At 35.8% G+C, this 20,373-nt stretch carries 17 protein-coding genes and 1 tRNA gene; 3 read left to right on the forward strand and 15 right to left on the reverse strand.

Annotated features, from left to right (window positions below; genetic code table 11):
* Positions 1-43: 43 nt before the first annotated feature.
* From tsaB to PHX18_08565, 3 genes are read right to left on the reverse strand one after another with little or no spacing between them, the layout of a single operon-like run.
* The gene (gene tsaB / locus PHX18_08555; protein ID MDD3594661.1) at positions 44-694 is read right to left on the reverse strand and encodes a tRNA (adenosine(37)-N6)-threonylcarbamoyltransferase complex dimerization subunit type 1 TsaB; all 651 of its coding nucleotides are present in this window, start codon (positions 692-694) and stop codon (positions 44-46) included.
* On the reverse strand, positions 675-1,175 hold the full coding sequence (gene tsaE / locus PHX18_08560; GenBank protein ID MDD3594662.1) for a tRNA (adenosine(37)-N6)-threonylcarbamoyltransferase complex ATPase subunit type 1 TsaE: 501 nt from the start codon (positions 1,173-1,175) through the stop codon (positions 675-677). Before tsaE ends, tsaB begins: the two co-directional genes overlap by 20 nt.
* 24 nt (positions 1,176-1,199) lie before the next feature.
* A complete protein-coding gene (locus PHX18_08565; protein ID MDD3594663.1) occupies positions 1,200-4,850 on the reverse strand; it encodes an AsmA-like C-terminal region-containing protein in 3,651 nt (1,216 codons plus the stop codon).
* A gap of 195 nt (positions 4,851-5,045) precedes the next feature.
* Between PHX18_08565 and PHX18_08570 the strand changes: the two genes are divergently transcribed.
* Positions 5,046-5,127, forward strand: a tRNA-Leu gene (locus PHX18_08570).
* Positions 5,128-5,274: 147 nt separating this feature from the next.
* Here PHX18_08570 and PHX18_08575 read toward each other — a convergent pair.
* From PHX18_08575 to bioB, 5 genes are all read right to left on the reverse strand, one after another.
* On the reverse strand, positions 5,275-7,041 hold the full coding sequence (locus PHX18_08575) for a hypothetical protein (GenBank protein ID MDD3594664.1): 1,767 nt from the start codon (positions 7,039-7,041) through the stop codon (positions 5,275-5,277).
* Complete coding sequence (locus tag PHX18_08580; GenBank protein MDD3594665.1) at positions 7,038-8,678, reverse strand: cupin domain-containing protein; 1,641 nt, start codon at positions 8,676-8,678, stop codon at positions 7,038-7,040. The genes PHX18_08575 and PHX18_08580 overlap by 4 nt, the downstream gene beginning before the upstream one ends.
* Before the next feature lie 102 nt (positions 8,679-8,780).
* Positions 8,781-9,899 (reverse strand): CDC27 family protein, encoded by a 1,119-nt coding sequence (locus tag PHX18_08585; protein MDD3594666.1) that lies wholly within the window; start codon positions 9,897-9,899, stop codon positions 8,781-8,783.
* 51 nt (positions 9,900-9,950) lie between these two features.
* A complete protein-coding gene (gene ruvA / locus PHX18_08590) occupies positions 9,951-10,589 on the reverse strand; it encodes a Holliday junction branch migration protein RuvA (GenBank protein ID MDD3594667.1) in 639 nt (212 codons plus the stop codon).
* Positions 10,574-11,506 (reverse strand): biotin synthase BioB, encoded by a 933-nt coding sequence (bioB, locus tag PHX18_08595; protein MDD3594668.1) that lies wholly within the window; start codon positions 11,504-11,506, stop codon positions 10,574-10,576. The genes ruvA and bioB overlap by 16 nt, the downstream gene beginning before the upstream one ends.
* 114 nt (positions 11,507-11,620) lie before the next feature.
* Here bioB and PHX18_08600 point away from each other — a divergent pair, with 114 nt between their 5' ends.
* A complete protein-coding gene (locus tag PHX18_08600) occupies positions 11,621-12,013 on the forward strand; it encodes a hypothetical protein (GenBank protein MDD3594669.1) in 393 nt (130 codons plus the stop codon).
* 69 nt (positions 12,014-12,082) lie between these two features.
* A complete protein-coding gene (locus PHX18_08605) occupies positions 12,083-13,108 on the forward strand; it encodes a GNAT family N-acetyltransferase (protein ID MDD3594670.1) in 1,026 nt (341 codons plus the stop codon).
* On the opposite strand, the gene PHX18_08610 is transcribed toward PHX18_08605, so the two are convergent.
* The 7 genes from PHX18_08610 to serS all read right to left on the reverse strand — a co-directional run bounded on the left by PHX18_08610 (position 13,083) and on the right by serS (position 20,195).
* Positions 13,083-14,381: an adenylosuccinate synthase gene (locus PHX18_08610; GenBank protein MDD3594671.1), complete on the reverse strand. Its 1,299-nt coding sequence runs from the start codon at positions 14,379-14,381 to the stop codon at positions 13,083-13,085. The two genes, PHX18_08605 and PHX18_08610, sit on opposite strands and share 26 nt — an antisense overlap.
* A 72-nt stretch (positions 14,382-14,453) precedes the next feature.
* Positions 14,454-15,182 carry an SIMPL domain-containing protein gene (locus PHX18_08615; GenBank protein ID MDD3594672.1) on the reverse strand — a complete coding sequence of 243 codons (729 nt, stop codon included), beginning with the start codon at positions 15,180-15,182 and terminating at the stop codon, positions 14,454-14,456.
* Between the two features lie 10 nt (positions 15,183-15,192).
* Complete coding sequence (locus tag PHX18_08620; protein ID MDD3594673.1) at positions 15,193-15,915, reverse strand: pyridoxine 5'-phosphate synthase; 723 nt, start codon at positions 15,913-15,915, stop codon at positions 15,193-15,195.
* Positions 15,916-15,918: 3 nt separating this feature from the next.
* Entirely contained in the window at positions 15,919-16,308 is a 390-nt protein-coding gene (locus tag PHX18_08625) for a diacylglycerol kinase family protein (GenBank protein MDD3594674.1), read from the reverse strand.
* Positions 16,295-16,804 carry an rRNA maturation RNase YbeY gene (ybeY, locus tag PHX18_08630; protein MDD3594675.1) on the reverse strand — a complete coding sequence of 170 codons (510 nt, stop codon included), beginning with the start codon at positions 16,802-16,804 and terminating at the stop codon, positions 16,295-16,297. Before ybeY ends, PHX18_08625 begins: the two co-directional genes overlap by 14 nt.
* Positions 16,797-18,917, reverse strand: a complete 2,121-nt coding sequence (locus PHX18_08635; protein MDD3594676.1) for an HDIG domain-containing protein — start codon at positions 18,915-18,917, stop codon at positions 16,797-16,799. Before PHX18_08635 ends, ybeY begins: the two co-directional genes overlap by 8 nt.
* Positions 18,918-18,926: 9 nt before the next feature.
* Positions 18,927-20,195, reverse strand: coding sequence for a serine--tRNA ligase (gene serS / locus PHX18_08640; GenBank protein MDD3594677.1), 1,269 nt, complete (start codon positions 20,193-20,195; stop codon positions 18,927-18,929).
* Between the last annotated feature and the right edge of the window lie 178 nt (positions 20,196-20,373).

Genomic DNA, 20,373 nt, shown 5'->3' on the forward strand with positions numbered 1-20,373 from the left:
AAAAAAATAATTTGCTATTATTGACGAAAACTTTTAACAATTCTTAATAAATGCTCATTTTTTTTTGATGGATTGGCGGAGGCTGCAAATAAAGAGGCTTCAAATCCCACCAATTAACAAGTTTATGCCTGTTAATTTTTTCTTCGGTTATTTCAAGCAAAATTCTTCCAAAATCCGCTTCAGACGTTTCAAAATTAATATATTCAATTCCTTCTTTGATAAAAATCCCACCTAAAGAACTGTCTGATATAACTTTACAATTTTTAGATTTGATAAGAGATAAAAGCCCGGAAAGTTCAATCATTGATACTGTGTTGTCATTACTTTGCTTGACATAAGCCATATTTTTCCTGGCGTCTAATGCACATATAGAAGGCTCTGAAATAATTCTGCTTAAAATTTCCGCTGAATTTATTGGAACACAAGAAATATCAAGAGTCTGCGCTATTGTTTTTGCGATACTTACTCCTACTCTAATTCCTGTAAAGCTCCCCGGTCCTATATTTGTAGCAACCAAATTAATGTCTTTTAATGTAAGATTATTTTCTTTAAGCAGTTTTACGATTGTATCAAGCAAATATGCACTGTGGTAGTTTTTTTCATCGCTTAGTATTGTTTTTGTTGTTATATCGTCATTTATTTTAAGGCCTATACAGGTTTTGTGAAGGCTCGTATCAAACGCCAGTATATTCATAGTTCTTGAACCTTTCTTTCAAAGCCTTTATAAGGGCTGCCTCTTCGCAGGTCAATTCCAAAGCCCTTGTGTCTTCATCAATGTATTTTATGTTAAGATTCAACCTTTTTGGGGGTAGTCTGTTATCGGAAAATTCTGCCCATTCAACAATCGTAAGAGTATCAGGCTGCTCACAGTAAGTTTCTATTTCATCAATCATTGAGCTCACTCCCTCTTTTTCAAGACGGTAGAAATCAAAGTGATAAAGAGGGATTTTACCCGAGTGATATTCATTAAGGATAACAAAGCTCGGGCTTGTAACTTTTTCGACGACTCCCGTGCGTTTTGCAATAAATCTTGTCAGTGCTGTTTTTCCGCTCCCTATATCACCATAAAGACAAATCAGTCCGCCATTATTTTCGATATAAAAATCAGCTAAAATTTCTGCGATTTTTTGCGTATCTTTAAGGTTGTTTGAAGTTATTTTTATTGAGTTAGCCATACCTTGATTTTAGCATGAAAAATTTTATTCTTCCTTGGGCTTTAAGAATAATTTGCCGAAGTTCTGCAGAGTTTTGACAGTTTCATTTTCTTGCAGCTGTTTAATTTGGGGGATTTCTTTAACTTGTTCAATAATTTCTTCTTTTGTTTTAGGGATTTTTATTTGCAATTGCGAAGACAATGACTCTTCGGTCTTTTCCTGTGCTTCTTCCGTATTAAGCCACTGGAAAGACTTAACGGAAGACGGGTTCATGGTATTGCCGTCTATAACCACCTTGAAGGTTTTAGAGCTTGCTTTTGGGGTAAGCTGCGGAATGTTATTTATAGTGTTATCGGGAGCAACAGCGTTAAATGCTTTTAGCATGCCGGAGAGTACCGAACCGAATTTAGGAATATAATTTAAGATTTTATCCAGACTCATATCTGCCAAAGGCCCGAGAAGGCTTGTCAGTTTTTGGTTTAAACGTCCGTATATTTTTATATCCCCGTTGCTGTTAAGCATATTAAGCTTGCCGTCAAGCAATAATGCCATATATTCACCGCTTGATGTCACAGGCTTAAGGTGGACATATCCGTTGTTAAAGGACAAAGCCCCTTCCATAACTGCAAATTTACCTGTATTATACGGTGCAACGGTATTAACGACGGAATAAATATTTGATTTTAAAAAACTGTTATTGAGAATGTTGCCCGCTTTAAGGTAGAAGTCAAGACGCCCTAAACTGCCCATCTGCCCGTCCTTTACCTTGAACGAAGCATTTCCGCTCATTGTCTTCAACTGTTTTTCCATAGTATCACCCGACATGGCAATTTTTGCAGTAAAATCCAATGTGCCTTGCAGCTGGTCTTTTATTGCAATCAGAGCTGTAACTGCTTTATTAGCGTTCATATCGCTTCCGTTTAAATCCGCCGTCATATGAAGGTTTTTAAGATTATACTTAATCATGCCTGAAACATTACCGTCAAAAGCGTTCGCTTTCATAGGGCTTATCGTAAGCAAATCGTTATGAAGCTTAAAATCGGAAGTAATGTTAGAAGCTTCTATCGTGCCTGTTTTAAACTTGGCAATTTTCGCACTGCCGTTTAAAATAGTTACAGGTATCATAGGAGCGTTAGAAACAACCGTTCCGGCAGGTGCTTGCGGGAATTTGGTTGTTGCATAGATAATTTTGTCCAAATCAATATCAGATGATACTAATTTCATATTGTGAACCACAAAAGGCATTGTGATTTTTGATGAAGCACTAAAGTCGATATCCATAGGGTTGCCGTTAACATTCAAACCTAATATCTCACCTGTAATAGACGAAGAATTCAGATTTATATTGATTATTTGGGCTCTTATTAGATAGTCGGGAATGCTGACGCTTGAAAGGTTTATATTTCCTCTCAAAGCCGGTGAAGCCATATTGCCGTCAATGTTAATATTCGCTTTCAGATTTACGTTTGACTTTGGCAGCGCATCGTTTGTTATGCTTAATTCTTGCGGAATTGTTAATTTTATACCTTTAAGTTTGTTGCCGTTTATATGACCGTTTAACTTTATGACTTCATTTGCTGTTTTTAGAGAAGCAAAATCATTGCCCAAAATTTCTGCAGCCATGTATAAACCGGCATCCGTTATATTAATATTAGACCCTTCTATTAAGGTATCTATATTTAATATGCTGTCTTTTTGGGCGAGTTTTTTGATGGTAGCTACCGTAAAATGATTTTGGGCATCTGCCATGATTTGTGCTTTTACGTTTATTTTTTTATCGTTACCGCTTATTTTCACCAGCAAAGGAAGAGAGCCTTTGGCTGTTACGTAGGGGTAAAGGCTCTTATCTACAAATGCTTTAATATCCAAAGAGTTAATTTTGCCTTTTGCGCTTAAGTTTATATCAGGTTTTGTACTGTATTCTTTAATAATACCCTCAAAGGCTAAATTTGAGTTATTTAAAGAGAGTGTAGATGGTTTAACGGTTATTACTTTAGGTGTAATGCTTACCGCAACTGCCGGCAGAACAGCGGTCATGTTAAGGTCATTTAATATGGCTTTGGAATCATTTAAAGCTATATCCCCTGAAAAATCCTTACCGTTTGTTTTTATATCGGCATTAAGGGATTTATTGATAAATGTAATGTTGTTCAGTTTATCTTTTGCTTTTAAATTTGCAAGCTGCATATTAACAGCAGGCTTAATATCCTCCAGCTTGCCTTTGATAACTATTGATAAATCCAGTATACCGCTTTGGACTTCATAGGATTTTCTTAAGTCTGCTGGCATAAGTGTATTGGCAAGCTGCGCGATTTTAAGGTTTTTGGTCGTAACAGAAATATCCGCTACAGCATCAGAAGTGATTTTGCCTGTTATATTAAAAGGAGTTCCGTTAATCAATGCAGTGGTTTTATTTATTTTAAACTCGTTGCCTGACATATCTACTAAAGAGTTGATAGCAGTTACATTAAGCCCCAGCAGGTTATATCTGATTTCGCCGTTTACTACCTCAAATTTGCCTTTCGACTCAAATTTTTTAAGGTTTGTTTTTAAATCAAAGTCAGAAGTTATATAACCTTTTGTTTGAATTTTGTTCAAATCGTTAGGAATATTCAAAGAGCTGAAAACAGCTATAGCGATTTTTTGAAGATTATTAATGCTTATTTTTTCTGTCAAAACATTCAATGCAATATCAGGGTGTTTGGAATTATTTATAACCCCTTTTATAGCCGCTTTTTCGTTATCACATAATGCAAGCAAGGCATCAAAAGATATCTTTTCATTTTTAAATACGGCATGAATATTGCTTTGAGGGAGTGTCTTCTTATCTATAACAAAGCTTATATTATCCGCATCAAATTTGCCGTTAATTCTTAAATTATCTTTCTTTTGAGTTATCTTAAGGTCAGATTTAATATTGGCTTTGAAGTCATATTTGATAAACTCGTCTACAAAATCAAAATATATTGCTTCTGCTTCTTTTTTAACCTCCTGATTAGTCATATCCGGCAGAAATGTATCAATATTTAGGTCATAAACCATATTTTCTTTGTCATTGGCAACTACTTTGCCTGTCAGCGCTATGCGGGCATGCTTATTCAAAATTGTTTTATCAATAAGTATTTTATCGTTCATTAGTTTAATATTGTTTTTTGTTTTAAGGTCAGTAAAGCTGACTTCGCCGCCTTGAATCATAACCTTTGGCATTTTATCGGAAATTTTGAACGGTATTGCTACAGGTTCTTGATTAGCGGCAGTATTTTGCATATTATCGGCAAAATATTTTTCGATTTTGAGCCTGCCGTTATCATACACTTCAATATTAAATTGAGGGTTGTTTACAGTTACATCGCTTATTTGAACAGTTTTGAAAATAAGAGGGAGCAAATTTATTTTCACTTCCGCCTTTTGGGTATTAAGCAGCTGCGTATTGTCGGGGTAGGAAACTTTTAAATCATCAATTCTAAGCCCTGCTTTTAAATTAGGGGTTGTGATGATTTTTATATTTGACAAATCAACATTTAACTTTGCATTTTCAAATGCTGCCCTTTTAATATCATTTGTATAGTGATTCAGATTAATAGCATTTGGAATAACAAATAAAAATGCCAGATACGCCAAAGCAATGATAGCAGCTAATACAATTATTGTGATTTTTAAAGCCTTCATGTATAAAACTCCCTGTCTGTTCTTCATGTATTTAATTTTAGTATTTCATATAATAATTGCAATATAACAGGTGGGTATAACCTTCAAAAAATATTTAACATTAACTTGACCTTGATGTATGCTTTTGATATTTTGTATGTATTGGAAATCAAATAACAATAAAACGTGTGCGTGTGGCACTCTGCCAAAAAATATTGGTGTGTGGCACTCTGCCGAAGATACGGGCGTGTGGCGAAATTGGTAGACGCACCAGACTTAGGATCTGGCGGGTACCCCCGTGGGAGTTCGAGTCTCTTCACGCCCAATCTTGAAAAAGGATACTCTTTAGAGTGTCCTTTTTTGTTATATAGAAAGGTTAAAAAGAGATTCAAGTTTATGGGAAAATTCCTACCTCATATAACCGTAATAATTGCTATTGGGGGTTTTATTTTTATCCGGCGGTAATAAAGCATTATTCCGTTAAAAAAATGTTTTTTCCGTGGGTATCAAGACTACCCGATGGCAGCAAAGAATGCCTTTTTGCCGCTTTGTCTATAAAATCAAGCAAATCATCTTCAACTTTAACATAATTACCTGCTCCGCCTTGAAAATACGGGTAATTTTTTTCATAAAAAAGTGTTTTATCCCCTGCGTTTTCTTTGAAGAATTTAAAAAGATTTTCTATAGTTTCCTTTATCAGGCTATCTGTAGGCTCTTTAGTATAATCGTACTTATGTCTTAAAGCAGGATGAGCTATTGCGGGTATGATATCATTGTCATGCTTTAAAATTTCTAATATTTTGCCAAATTCAAAAATCAAAGAAGAATCTTTTATACCTGTTTGATATACTTGATTTTCTACTGATTGCAAACTCTCTTTAACACTGTCATTGAGAGGCTTAAATAAATCATCCACTTCTTTAAAGAGTCCTTTGTAGTTTTCCGCATTAATCTTCATGTCTTTGCCGTGTAACCGTTGAAGCAGTTCCATTTTTATTGAAGCAATATATTTTTCCCAATAAGGAACAGGGGCGTTTGGCATCAAATTTTTATGTACAAAAGTAACATGAGAAGCTGTAGATGGGAAATCCAACGTTTGGGTTGCAAGTTTTTTGCCTAAAAATTCTTTTAAAGGTTCATTATATTTCACAAGTTCATGATAGATTTTGCGAAATTGCAAGTAATCTTTAACAGGATTTATTATGGTATTAAGCCCTTCTTTTATACACCAGCTTGTAGTTTTGGCTTCGTCCAAATTATAATCGATTTCTTTAAAATCCCATGCGTCTTTAAACTTATCCTTCATTTTAGCAATAATGTGCCTTGCCATATTGATAGTATTTTTTTGCTTCTGTTCAACCATTGATGCAAAATCGCCTTTAAAAGGATTAACACAGTACGCCAGAAGATGGGTGGAAAAATTCTCATTAACGTTTGGCAGATTGGAATGGTAAGTAGAAAGTTCTGCACCCAAAACCAACCTCAAATTCTTATATTTTTCAGGCGCAGCAGCAATGATTTTCAGCGCATCAATACAACCTTTTGTGGTGTCATGGTCTGTTATTGCGATGGTGAAAGGAGCATTTGAAACTAAGGAAGGGTTAGAAGCAGCCACTTTATCGGCATAAGCCGCCGCATCGTCAAGCAGTTTCTGTACAGACATAGCGCCGTCTGAGGCCTGAGTGTGCATGTGCAAATTTGCCCTATAGAGAAGATTATTTATGTTATCAAAATTTTCGCTGTCCTGTACCCATTTTTGTGCTCTTTGACCTTGTTTATAGCAGGCGGGGTTCCCATCTAAACCTTTTACTACGGCGGTAAGCTCCTGTTTGCCGATAATCGAGCGCAAAACAGCATAATCCTCAACCTTTAACCCGGCTTGAGCAGATATTTCCTGCATAAGGCTTTTTCTGTAAGTAATGTCATCGGCAAAATTAGCCATTTGCTCTTCAAAAACTTTTTTGACAGAGCTTTTTAAAACAACTTCTTTAGCGTTGTTAATAATAGCCCCTGCTGCCTCAGAGGCCTTGCTAATATTTCTTTTGTGAATAATTACCCCTGCTGTAATAATGGCAAGCCCTGCAGCACCTGTTAAAAGATAATTTTTCAATTTTTTGTTTTCCTGCACTTCCTGTTTGGGGATATATGAAGCAGGGGCAACGTTAACCGGAGCGTAATTCCGACTTACGGCAGGATATGAATTAAATTGTTTGAAAATAACAGGATTAATTTGTGTCATTGGTTACCCTTATTTATTATGTTTGGAAACAAAAGGCGAACAAGGAAGAGAGGAGGGCTTAACATAAAGTCAGGCTCTTTTAGGATGCTTGAATTGTTTAGCATATGTTTTGCCTTTGTCTTTAATTCTTCGTTAAACGGTTCAACTATGTTTTTAAATTTAAGACCGTAGTGAAAAGAAGATGGCGCCTGCGTACATAAATGTTCGTATTTCCCTTTTATAGCCACAATACCATGCTCAAGACCGGATGGGACTACTGCACAATCACCTTTTTTTAATACTTTGATTGATTTTTGCCCGTTAACTATCGCGCACATAGCTGCTTCACCTTGTGTTACCACGTATACTTCCGTCATTTTTTCATTCAAGTTACTGGCATTTTGATGCTTATGAATCTCTTCTTCCGGTCTGATTATATTAAAATCTTTGACTGTAGTATCAAACTCGTCATTTCCGTCATAAACTCTGGATACCCCGTTAATAAAAGTTCCCTTTCTTGTCCATGCCGTAGAATTAGTAATCCATTCCGTGGGCATTGAATTATGCTGGTTAATTTTGTCTTTATGCAAATATACAGTTACGTCGTTATTTTCATTGGCAAGACCGGAGATATCAAATCCTGATTTGGTTGTACCAAGCCATACCGCTAATATTTCATTCTTAACATCACCATATATTTGAACCTTATCCCATAACTCTTTTTGTAATTCATCTATTGTATAAAAAGAATTCCATACAATTTTATCATTTTGGCGCTTTAAAATTTCGCGAGCTAAAAGTTTATCGTAAACCCAATCAGGACAACTGCAAAAATATTCACGCTTTACCTCACCTTCATTCTGTAGAGTGAATATATTTCTCCTTTTATATTGTGAGTATATTTGAACAATTCGGTTAGCCGATTTTTCATCTATGTTTAATGAAGTTAAATGATTTTTAAGCTTATCGGTTTCCGTATTAAATCTAAAAGAAGTATAACCCTCGCTGTCAACCGGATAAATGAAGCCACAATCTTCTAATTGTTTTACATAAGGTATAAAGACTTTTTTATGTACTTTATCTGCAAATATTTTTTTATTCTTATCCGTCAAAAGCTCAAAAAATTCTCTATGAGTTGTTTCAAAAGGTGACATCTTAGAATACCAGTAGGGCATTTTACCGGTAATAACAACCATAGGGTTACCTTCAATAACATTCACTTTTGCATATGTTTTAGCGGGGATTAAAATAGCACCGGGTTCGTTGAGATACATTTCATTGCGATTGGGAGAGTTGGCGCTCAATCTGCAATCAGATTGAGCTATTACTTGTGTTTCTTTATCGTAGTAAGTTGTGCTTCTGAGATAATTTTTAGCGGCTTCGCCATAATATAATACTGTATCGGTTTCATTATCAACATCATAACCGCCATCGTAACGGGGTTGAAGTAATTTATCTTCACAGCCTAAAATAAACGCACTTTTAATATCAGTGGCAGTAGCACCAAAGGATATAAGATTATAATAATTACAGGGGCAAGCGCTCAAAGAGCTGCCTTGTAATCTATCCCTTGAAAAATTTTTTTTATCGGAACGATTGGCTAAACTGCTACCCGTAGTACGGATAAGATTGTATGGTTTTACTTGTGATACATTCATGTGGAAACTTCATCGGGTGAAATAATTAATATTAATTCTAGCAAACTATCCGGTTTGTGACAATAAAATATATACATTTATTAAGTAAATTATGGCAGCTTTTTAGTTTAGCAGTTCCTCTGCAATCTTCCTGTATTCTTTAGCGCCGTCAAAGTCTTTAATATCATCGCTTAATTTAGCCAGTGCCATATAAATCTTAGGTTCACTTTGATTGTACTTGAGCGCTTCAAACAGACTGTCAAAAGCCTTATCAAATTTTCGCTCCAGGCTCAATTCTTCACAATAGGCTATGCAAGCGTCAATAATCATAGTTACTATAGTTTGCTCTGTTTTCTCATCAATAGGGTCATAGTAAAATTCCCTCAAAAAATCGATACTTTCAAGATATTTTTTTTGTTCCAAATAACATTTCACCATCAAAAACTTGGCAGGTGAATGAAAAGTATTTTCTTTTATCACCTCGTTACATTTTTCAAGCGCTTCGTCGTACTTTTTTTCTAATATAAAAATTTCGGCTGTTTTTGTTAAGAGTTCTTGTTTTTCTTCAGGGTTAGATTCGATAAGCAGTCCAAGAATAGATTTTGCTTCTTCGAACCTTTCTGTTACGGCATAAAAATGCGCCAGTTTTTTAATAAACTCTTTTTCTATAGTGCCTAAAAGCAACAATTTTTCAAGCAATTCAACGGCTTTGGGGATATTGTTTTGTTTTTCGCTGATTAAGGCAAGCTGCTGGGCATATTGAGATTTTTCTTCCATAGCAAGAAGCTTCTCGTACATTGAAGCGGATTTTGTAAATTCCCCGTTTTTCAAAAGTGTATCGGCTAATTGTTCCATCAAAGGCTGATTGCCGGGTTCTATTTTCAGCAAACCTTCAAGGATGGTTACTTTGCTTTCAAGGTCTGTATCAGCATCCCGGAGCGAAAATAAAAGTTCTGTTGCCTGTTTATCAAGCGGCATTAACTCTTTAAGGCTTAAAAGTGTATCAAAGGCATATAAATATCTAAAACTACCTTTTAGGCTCTGCGCAAGTTTCAAATAAGCGGGAAGATAGGTTTTGTCCAATTCTATTATATTTTGGAAAATTTCTGCAGCATTTTTATACTGTTTATTTTGCAAATATAAATTACCTAAGATATCCAGTTTTAAGATATTTTCAGGCTGATTTGCCACGGCTTTTTGTGCAAGCTTTATTTCTCTGTTGGTGAAAAACTGTTTAAACATAGTTGTATTTTAAGCTATTAAAATATTTCATACATCTATTGATTAGCGTATTTACGATTTAGAAATTATTTCAAGCGCTATAGTAAGGATTTCTTGAGTATCATTCTCATTTGATACTTTGGTTTTCGCTTCATTCAAGCCTTTTGATATTTCTTCTTTTGAATAACCTAACGATAACAGCACTGCTTCTGCCTCGCTAAATCCTTGTGAAATAAGGGCATAATTTTCAAAGCTTTCTTTTTTATCATTGAAGTTGAAATCCACCATTTCTTTATAATTAACCATTTTGTCTTTTAGTTCTAAAATTAACCTTTTAGCAAGTTTTGGACCTATGCCTTTTATTTGTGTAAGGAGTTTCACATCTTCTTGAAGGACAGAACTAACAATTTCTTGCAATGATAACTCTAAAATAAGAAGAGCAACTTTTGCCCCGACTCCTGAAACGGTTTGAAGCATTGAAAACATATCTCTTTGCTCTCTTGAGGCAAAGCCGTAAAGAGTCATCGCATCTTCTTTGTGGCTTAGATAAGTGTATATAGTTACTTCGCTTGTAATATCAGGCAGTTCTTTAAGCGTTTTTTTATTTACAAAAATGCTGTAGCCTATGTTGTTCACTTCCAGTACCAAATGACAGCCCGCAAGACTATTTTCGATTTTGGCTATAAGAGTTCCTTTTAAATAGCTGAACATATTTTTTTCCCCAGTTCTTTTAATGTAATCAAATCATCTTGAGGTTTTATGCCTGTAGTTGTAAGCATATTACCTATTAAAACAGCGTTTATTCCTGCTTTTATCCCGAGTCTTCTGTTTTCTTCCGATAGCCTGTCCATCCTTCCGCCTGCGTAGCGCAAAACTATCTTGGGCATAATCAGCCTGAATGTTGCTATAGTTCTTATTATATCTTCTTCGGTAATTTTATCCCCGTAATGTTCAAGCGGCGTATGCCTTATAGGTGTAAGAATATTAATCGGCGCGCATTCAACCCCTAAATCTCTTATTTCAATAGCGGCTTCTATACGCTGCTCGAGGCTTTCCCCCATACCTATAATAACTCCGCAGCAAACTTCCATACCGTATTTTTGGACAAGTTTGACTGTGTTTATTCGGTCTTGATAAGAGTGTGTCGTGCAGATATTGGCATAATTCGACTCTGACGTATTTATATTGTGGTGAAACCTTGTTAACCCTGCTTCTTTAAGCGCTTTTGCCTGGGCTTCGTTTATTATCCCTATGGATGCACAGCTTGTCAGCCCTTCTATTTTATTGATTTCTTTTATCATCGTGAGAAGTTTATCAAAATCTTTGTCGGGTGATTTGCCCGAAGTTACTATTGCAAACCTTGTCGCGCCACTCTCTCTTGCATGTTTTGCTGCCGCAATAACCTCTTCAATACTTACCAACGGATGTGTATGGATATCGGTCAGATAGTGTGAACTTTGGGAGCAGTATTTGCAGTTTTCTTCACATCTACCCGTTTTTGCACTTATTAGAGAACACAGTTCTATCCTGCTGCCAAAATTTTCTATTGTACATTTTTCCGCCTTGTCAAGAAGTTCAGCCAAAGGCATATTATAGTACTTTAAATATTTTTTTATTTCGTTTACCATACCTTAATTTAACTAATAAAATGATTATTTTACAAGGTTTTATAATTATCCCGGGCAATTTTTTTTGTCAAAAATTTTTTATATATACAACAGGTAATAAACGAGGTATAAGGCATGGTCAACTCAGTTCAATCATTAAACAATATTAACTCTCAAAGAATAGCATTTAACGGTGAAGCAGGATACGCTAAGACTAGTCCGTATCCGAATGATTCTTACGAAAAAAAATCAGGCAGTGGCAAAACATTATTATTGCTGGCATCATTGGTAGCAGCTTTTGCCTTTAGGAAAAATATAGCAAAGGTTATTCCTAATTGTGTTAAAGAATTTACGACAAAGTGGATAAAAAATCCTGTGAAGAATTTTATTTCGGATCATGAAGCATTGAGAAAAGTTGTAAATGGCTCAAAAAATAAATATAACGGATTTATAGATAAGTTACGGGTTGCTTCTAAAGATATTTTAGGAAGTGGCGGTCAACGTCAACCTAATTTACCCGGATTTTAGTTAATAACTTGTTAAAACACCGCTTTTTTGCTTAAATATAATCATTGGGATTGTGTTTAAGGTGTGAAAGTGGCTAATATTGTAATAAAAGTTTTTGATAATTTTAACGATGAGCTAAAAGCTAAATGGGATGAGTTGTATAATCCCGGCGCAGCGTATAACCTTTCTTTTGACTGGTGCAGGTTGTGGTGGGAGAATTTTTGTGAATACAGAAAACTCAGTATTATCGCCATATATGACAAGAGGGATGATATAAAGTTAATTGCGCCTTTTTACAAAAATAAAAATGTCCTTTCCCTTATAGGGACACGCCCTTTATACTTTGATGAATGTAATATACTTTATAAAGATAAAGAATTCATCCCTGTTTTATTGGATTATATTTTTGAGAATAAGCTTGATATAAACTTGGAGCATGTAAATGCCCGGACAGATTTTGCAAATATTTTAACCCGCTATTTGTGCGATAAAAAGATAAGGCATCAAGCTTTGGTGAGTGAAACAAAACAGATTATAAATACAGAATTCAACCCTAAACACGGGGAACTGAAAAATATCAACCGCCAAAAACGCTACGTAGAAAACAACCTGCAAGACAGCGTTGTTTTTGAATATGATGTTAATAAAAACAGCAAGGTAATAAATGAATTTATTGAACTGCATAAATCAAGATGGGGCTTGTTCAACAGAAAAGATAATACGCAAAAATACTTTGAAGACTTAATGCGAAATTTTGAGAATGTGAAACTATCAAGATTGTCGTTGAAAAATGATGATATAACGATTGCTTATGAGCTTGGTATTATTGACAGCGGTGGGAAATATTGGTTTTTAATGTCAGCTTATGACAGGAATTACAATAAAATTTCACCCGGCAAGGTTCTTATGTATGAACTTACAAAATATTTGCTCGAAAACTCTGTTTTAGAACTGGACCTTGGCAGGGGCTGCGAAGAATACAAGGGTGGATATTCCAACGAGGAAAACGTTCTGCTGTTCTTTAATTCACAGCAATTTAACTCTATAGCAAATGTTTATGTACAGATAGTGAACCTTTTTGACAAAATCGTTAAACACTTGCGAGGCACGTATTAAATATAGTTTGTTCTCTGTCAGGTCCTACGCTTATGATTTTGATAGGAGTCCGGACAAGTGTTTCAAGCTCTTTAAGGTAAATTTTTGCATTCAGCGGCAAATCTTCAAAGGTTTTTGCTTTCGTTGTGTCTTCGCACCAGCCTTCAAACACCTGATAAACAGGTTCTAAATATTTGTGGGTATTGATGTTTGTTTGATAAGAGGTATAAGTTTCGCCGTTTCTTTTATCTATGTAAGCTGTACATAGTTTGATTTTTTCAAAACCGTCAAATACATCAAGTTTGGTAAGAGCAATTCCTGTCATACCGTTGATTTGCGCGCTGTATTTTGCTAAGGGAACATCGAACCATCCGCAGCGGCGTTTTCTGCCTGTGGTTACCCCGAATTCTTGTCCTATCTCTTGTATTTTGGCACCTTCCTCGTCTTCAAGCTCGGTAACAAAGGGTCCTTCCCCTACTCTTGTAATATAGGCTTTAAACACGCCTATGATTTCTTCCACCACGGTAGCACCCAGCCCCGTGCCTGTAAAAGCTCCTCCTGCAACAGGGTTTGAGCTTGTAACATACGGATATGTACCAAAGTCTATATCAAGCAAAGCGCCTTGTGCGCCTTCGAAAAGAATGGTTTTACCTGCTTTATAATCGTCATGCAGTTTGTCTAAAAGCTCAAAATCAACATAAGGTTTGAGAAGTTCTGCATATTTGGAGCAAAATTCTTTTATTTCTTCTTTACTATAAGGCTTTAGCCCGTAATTTTGCTCGAGCTGCTGGTTTTTTATCGGCAAAATCTTATTTATTTTTTCATCTAAAAGTTCTTCGTCGTATAAATCTTCTATTCTAAAACCTATTCTAGCCATTTTATCGGTATAGGTAGGTCCGATTCCCCGTTTGGTAGTGCCGATTTTATTTTTGCCGAGTTTGGCTTCATCCGCACCGTCTAAATCTATATGATAAGGCATTGTTAAATGTGCAAGATGACTGATTTTAAGGGCTTGAGTGTCAATACCTTTTGCTATCAGGTCGTTGATTTCATCCATTAAAACAGCAGGATGTATAACGGTTCCCGCCCCTATCACGCACATTTTATCGTCGTATAAAATTCCTGAAGGGATAAGGTGGAATTTGTATGTTTTGCCGTTTGCAACAACAGTATGACCTGCGTTACATCCGCCTTGATACCTTATAATAACATCGGCTTGTTTTGCCAGCAAGTCTGTTATTTTTGCTTTTCCTTCATCTCCCCACTGGGCACCTACTACAACGGTATTTTTCATAGCGAGCTCCTTTTGCCTCTTCTCATCTTTATAGAATAGCAAAAATATCGGTTAAGGTGTGTAAATTATTTTTTATTTTATTGAAAAAACTACATTTGCAACAGCTGTAATCTTTTTATCTATTGAGCTTGTATCGCTTATGCCAAGGTCGCTTACCATAGTAGAATCAACGGGAGTTACCTGAAAGACGCCCATTTTTACCGATTGTATTTTACCCACCTTGTTGTTAGTGGCGGATAGCATGCCTGCCGCTCTTTGTTTTGCATCAATAGTTGCTTCTTTTAAAAGTTGAACTTTGATGTCGTTCAATTCGGAGCAGTAGTACTCGGGAGGATTGACAGTCAAATCAATTCCTTTGTCCAACAAAGATTGGGCTGCCGTTGATAATATTTTAACTGTTTCTACATTGTTAGTCTTAATCTGTATAGTCTGATTGAAGTTGTAAAATTCAACTATATTGGTAGTGTAGCCGTTTTGAGGGTTTATTTTGTAATTGGGATAGCTGTCTGCGGGCATGATTGTTATTTCATTTTCTTTTATGCCTTGTGATATAAGGTAGTCTTTTAGCTCGGGAAGTTGACTTCTGATTTTGTTATAAGCAGCGGCTTTGCTTATATTTTGCGCTTTTATATCAAGGTTCAAAATAGCCACATCCGATTTTACCACTTTAAATGCAGACCCTGTAACGCCTACGCCTTCTCTTTTAATTGCATCGGCAGCATAATTTGAGCAAATAATCAACGCAATACCTATAATTATGGCAACAATAGTAAGCTGGAAATCCTTCAATTTTTCGTACATAATTATCTCCTTATGAATTTAAGTCAATCAGTTGTTTCATTTCTTTGACGGCATTGTCTAATCCTACGAAGACCGCTTTTGATATTATACCGTGGCCGATGTTAAGCTCTTCAAATCCTTTGATTTCAAGTAATTTTGCTACGTTATGGTAGTTAATACCATGACCCGCATTAACGCTAAGCCCCAGTTCTTTTGCTATTATAAATGCCTGTTTCAGGTTTTCAAGCGCCAGGTGTTCATTCGGGGTATTATAATCAAGCGAAAATTGTCCGGTATGAAGTTCAATATATTGAGCGCCGGCTTTTGCCGCAGCTTCTACCTGTTTTTCATCCGGATTTATAAAAAGACTTACGATGATACCTTTGTTTTTTAATACTGCAATGTAATCTGTTAAATATTCAAGGTTGTTTTCAACATCCAACCCGCCTTCCGTTGTTATTTCTCTGCGGTTTTCGGGTACTATACAGCAGCTGTGAGACAAAATCTCAAGCGCAATTTCCTGCATTTCTTTAGTGGCTGCCATCTCAAGGTTCATTCTTGTTCTTAACGTGTGTTTTAGCGCTCTTACGTTAGCGTCTTTTATATGCCTGCGGTCTTCTCTTAAATGTACCGTTATGGAATCAGCGCCCGCAAGCTCACAAATTCCCGCAGCTAAAACAGGTTCAGGCTCCTGCTGCCCTCTTGCGTTTCTCAACGTTGCTATATGGTCTATGTTTACACCTAATTTAACCATTTTTTACCTCAGTTTAAATACTAATATTGAATATATCTTTGGCGCGAAAAGAAGCATTCCTATAACAATAGACAGGCATGAGATTAAAAACACCGCTCCTGCGCAAATATCTTTTCCCATTTTTGCAAGCATAGAGTATTTGTTGCCAAAATAGGCATCAATAATAAATTCATTGACAGTGTTCATCATTTCCGCAAACAGCATCAATGCCACAGTAAAAGTAAAAATGGCAAGTTCTACATAAGTAAAACGCAAGTAAAGCGCTAAAATAAAGCCCATTATAGCAAAGATAACCTCTACTCTGAAATTCAGCTGTGATTTAAGGCAAATGAACACGCCCCTAAGAGCAAAGCCCATACTTTCAGTTACTCCCGAAGCCTTATATTTTGACATTTTTAATTCTTTCTATCATAACCTGTTGTAATTCTAACATAAATGTCAAATTTTTATTATCAGGGTGGTCAATGCCGATAAGATGCAAAACCCCATGTGCTAATAAGTTCATAAACTCATCAATTTCAGTTACATTATTTTCGCAGGCTTGTTCTTTTGATTTTTCAAGCGAAATAATAATTTGTCCAAGGCTTATGGTTAAGTTGTTGATGAATTTATGTTCACTGTCGGCAAAAAGTGCGAAGGTGATTACATCTGTAGGCTCGTCAATCTTCCTGTATTCCTTGTTTATTTTACGGATTTTATCGTTGTCACAAAGCAAAATTTCAAATTCAACATCAAGTTTGTTATGGTCTAACTCTTTGAAACAGGACTTTTCTACAATAATATCTTCCGATAATGCAAGGTTTAAAAGCTCTTTTGCATAAACTTCCACTTCTGCGTTATTTAATTGGAATTGTGTTTTTGAAATATTTTCACAAAAGGCATTAAGCATTTTTGTTATCTTCTTTCTTTTGGTTTTTAGCTTCAATCTCATCAAGGATATCTTCATGATATTTGATTCTATGGTGCTGCATACCTCTTAAAATACGGTTAAAAGTAGCTGCAATGGTCTTCAAATCCCTTAATGTCAAAGGACTCTCGGATAGTTGATTATCTGCTAATCTGTCGTTTACTATTTTTGTAATCATACTGTCAATTTCTTCAGGGGTAGGGGTTTTCATTGAACGAACCGCTGACTCTACCGCGTCGGCAAGCATCAATATAGCCGTTTCTTTTGTATTGGGTTTTGGAGCATTGTATCTGAATTGTTCTTCACTGACATTTTCGCTGCCCTCTTCTTTTACTGCCTGATTGTAAAAATAGGATGCTACGCTGTCGCCATGGTGCTGTAGTATAAACGGATATATGGCAGGTGAAATATTATATTCTTTAGCGTACTCCAAACCATCTCTCGGGTGGGTTGTAATAACCATTTTGCTGTATCTTGGATTGTATTTTTCATGAGGGTTTTCAATCCCGAAGTAAGATTGGTTTTCAATAAAGAACAATGGTCTTTTAAGTTTGCCGACATCGTGATAAAAAGCTCCGATTTTAACCAAAGCGGGGTTAGCGCCTACCGCTTCCGCCGCAGCTTCTGCAAGACTTGCAACCATTAAGCTGTGATGGTACGTTCCTGGAGCTTCAAATTGTAATTTTTTTAAAAGCGGCTGGTTATGGTTAGCCAATTCTGCAAGACCATAGGGAGTTGCCAGTTTAAAAGTTGATTCAAGCACGGGTAATAGTCCTAAAGCAATAATAGAGCTTATTATACCGTTTATAAAGGCAGCGCTTACATAAGACAAGTATATAGGCAGTGTTATCTCACTTAAGTTATATTCAAGGAAAAATGTACCTGTTATCGCAGCCACTAATATCAAGCCTATGCCCATACCTATCCTTATGAGGTCTATTCTTCTTGTATAGTCTACTCTTCCTATAGTAAAGGACGTAAATATAATACCGAATATAAATATTATAGAGACATCAACATCATATTGAAGCGCAATTGAAAGCGCACAAAGCGCCGCTATTGAAGAAATCATTGCGGTTCTGGGGTTTGTAAATACTGATACCAGCATCGTAAAAGCAGGTATCGGCAATAAATAAATAATATTGCTCGGCATCAGCGTTGCTGCGGCTGATATCATTATCATTAATACTGCTATTAAAGTGTAGTAAGAGTTTTTGGCATATCTAAGATCAAAATTACGCAAATGGGTAGCTATAACAATAAGAGAAAGCGCAACAAGCAGATAAATACCCAAAATCCCGCTAAAGTTAAGCTGAACTACATTATATCCGCATTTTTTAATTGCATCCTTTTGTACCTTTGTAACTATTTGACCTGCCGCTACAATTTGATCGCCTCTATTGAAGAAAACTTCTACAGGTCTTACCGACTGCGCTGCATTTTTTCTTGAGGTTTCGGTTGCTATTTCATCTACTACAATATTTGGCGCTATTACTTTTTTTATTAAAAATTCTATGGTCAGTGTATCAAGATTTGAGGCATAGCCGGTAATATTATCCTGTACTATTTTATCAACGTTAAGTTCAATATCACTTTCACTAATACCTTTTTCCAAAATATTGCGCAAAGTTGCCTTAGTAATTTTGGTCATCCTTTGAAAGTGGTCATCAGACATCGTTATCAGATTTTCTACAATAGCAATATCATCGCCTTTATTCTCATTAATATCAAAATATCCGGTTAAATCAACGGTTTTTGAACTGAAAGGGATTGACATACTGCGCTCAAGTTTAATCTTGTCAATGTTTTTATCAAGTTTTTTTCTTATAAATTCATCCTGAACAGGAACTAAAGTCGGAGCTACTTTTTTAACCATTTCCGCTTTTAACTTTTCGGTTTTTTCAGTGTCTGTTACCTTTATGTTTTTAGTTGCATAAATATCCTTTTTACTCACACTGTTTTGAATAATATTGCGGTGAAGGTAGTATTGACCGGACAATATAAACGTAAGCAGTATTGATGTTATTAAAAAGATTAAAACGCTTAAACCGTTTGATGAGAAAATAAAAGAGTATGTTTTTTTCAATATATTCATTTTGCACCTTTATTCAATAATATCAAAGCCGCAATAAGATTGCAGTACCTTTGGAATATGGACAGAACCGTTTTTGTCCTGAAAGTTTTCCATTATAGCTGCAACAGTTCTGCCTACAGCCAAACCCGAACCGTTTATTGTATGGACAAATTCGTTTTTTTGCGTCTTGTGATTTTTATATTTTAAATTAGCTCTTCTTGCCTGAAAATCACCGAAGTTACTACAACTTGAAATTTCCTTGTAGTTGTTATAGGAAGGCATCCATACTTCAAGGTCATAGCATTTTTTAGCGCTGAAACCTATATCAGCAGAGCATAATGCAACTCTTCTATAGGGCAGACCCAGCAATTCGAGAGCCTTTTGTGCATCTTTGGTAAGTTTTTCATGTTCTTCAGGGCTTTGCTCGGGGGTAGTTAATTTTACAAGTTCGACTTTGTTAAATTGATGAACTCTTATCAACCCTCTTGTATCTTTTCCCGCACTTCCCGCTTCTCTTCTGAAACAAGGGGTATAAGCCGTCATATAAAGCGGTAAATCTTCTTCTTTTAAAACCTCTTGCGCATACATATTTGTAACCGGAACTTCTGCCGTTGGTATCAGATAGAGGTCTTCTTCTTCGCATTTGTACATATCTTCTGCAAATTTAGGAAGCTGCCCAGTACCGGTCATTGTAGCTGCATTAGCCAAAAACGGTGGTAATATTTCCGTATAGCCGTGTTCTTGCGTATGTAAGTCAAGAAAGAAGTTGATAATAGCACGTTCTAACTTTGCACCGCGTCCTTTTAAAAGGGAAAATCTTGTTTGTGCAAGTTTCACCCCTCTGTCAAAATCTATAATTCCAAGCTCAACACCTAAGTCCCAGTGCGCCTTTGGTTCAAAATCAAATTTTGCAGGTTCTGCGTATGTATCAACAACTACATTATCCTCTTCGCTTGTACCTATAGGTGTGGTTTCATCAGGAGTATTAGGGATATTCAGAAGTAAATCGTTTTGTTTTTTGTTTAATTCACGTTCTTTTTCCTCAAGCGCTGTAATTTCCGAGCCGATATTTCGCACATTTTCCTGAAGCTGCACTGCATCTTCACCGTTTTTCATTAGAATGCCGATTTCTTTTGAAAGATTTTTCCTTTTTGCCCTAAGTTCGTCCGCGGAGGCTTGTACTTCTCTTCTTTCGACATCTACGGCTATAACTTCATCAATTGATAAATCAGGGTTTCTTCTCTTTAAAAGTTCGTTAATTTTATCAGGCTCACTTCTTATTATTTTTATGTCCAGCATATTTTTCTCCTTTTATTCTTTATATTATCCTATAAAAAAATAAAATGGACATTATTATTCTAATCATTATAATCTTTGATAACAAGTCAGGGAAGATTGGTGTATGAATACAAGTTTTCAATACGATATTTTGAGCAAACCGCAAACAAACTTGAAGTATTTGCAGAATAATTTATTC

This window comes from Candidatus Gastranaerophilales bacterium (assembly GCA_028696075.1).
Taxonomy (GTDB): domain Bacteria; phylum Cyanobacteriota; class Vampirovibrionia; order Gastranaerophilales; family JAILCC01; genus JAQVHS01.

What these genes read in the sequence shown, in the direction of transcription:
- tsaB (MDD3594661.1), bottom strand. Translation starts at nt 694, where the DNA reads ATGAATATACTGGCGTTTGATACGAGCCTTCACAAAACCTGTATAGGC.
- tsaE (MDD3594662.1), bottom strand. Translation starts at nt 1,175, where the DNA reads ATGGCTAACTCAATAAAAATAACTTCAAACAACCTTAAAGATACGCAA.
- PHX18_08565 (MDD3594663.1), bottom strand. Translation starts at nt 4,850, where the DNA reads ATGAAGAACAGACAGGGAGTTTTATACATGAAGGCTTTAAAAATCACA.
- PHX18_08575 (MDD3594664.1), bottom strand. Translation starts at nt 7,041, where the DNA reads ATGACACAAATTAATCCTGTTATTTTCAAACAATTTAATTCATATCCT.
- PHX18_08580 (MDD3594665.1), bottom strand. Translation starts at nt 8,678, where the DNA reads ATGAATGTATCACAAGTAAAACCATACAATCTTATCCGTACTACGGGT.
- PHX18_08585 (MDD3594666.1), bottom strand. Translation starts at nt 9,899, where the DNA reads ATGTTTAAACAGTTTTTCACCAACAGAGAAATAAAGCTTGCACAAAAA.
- ruvA (MDD3594667.1), bottom strand. Translation starts at nt 10,589, where the DNA reads ATGTTCAGCTATTTAAAAGGAACTCTTATAGCCAAAATCGAAAATAGT.
- bioB (MDD3594668.1), bottom strand. Translation starts at nt 11,506, where the DNA reads ATGGTAAACGAAATAAAAAAATATTTAAAGTACTATAATATGCCTTTG.
- PHX18_08600 (MDD3594669.1), top strand. Translation starts at nt 11,621, where the DNA reads ATGGTCAACTCAGTTCAATCATTAAACAATATTAACTCTCAAAGAATA.
- PHX18_08610 (MDD3594671.1), bottom strand. Translation starts at nt 14,381, where the DNA reads ATGAAAAATACCGTTGTAGTAGGTGCCCAGTGGGGAGATGAAGGAAAA.
- PHX18_08615 (MDD3594672.1), bottom strand. Translation starts at nt 15,182, where the DNA reads ATGTACGAAAAATTGAAGGATTTCCAGCTTACTATTGTTGCCATAATT.
- PHX18_08620 (MDD3594673.1), bottom strand. Translation starts at nt 15,915, where the DNA reads ATGGTTAAATTAGGTGTAAACATAGACCATATAGCAACGTTGAGAAAC.
- PHX18_08625 (MDD3594674.1), bottom strand. Translation starts at nt 16,308, where the DNA reads ATGTCAAAATATAAGGCTTCGGGAGTAACTGAAAGTATGGGCTTTGCT.
- ybeY (MDD3594675.1), bottom strand. Translation starts at nt 16,804, where the DNA reads ATGCTTAATGCCTTTTGTGAAAATATTTCAAAAACACAATTCCAATTA.
- PHX18_08635 (MDD3594676.1), bottom strand. Translation starts at nt 18,917, where the DNA reads ATGAATATATTGAAAAAAACATACTCTTTTATTTTCTCATCAAACGGT.
- serS (MDD3594677.1), bottom strand. Translation starts at nt 20,195, where the DNA reads ATGCTGGACATAAAAATAATAAGAAGTGAGCCTGATAAAATTAACGAA.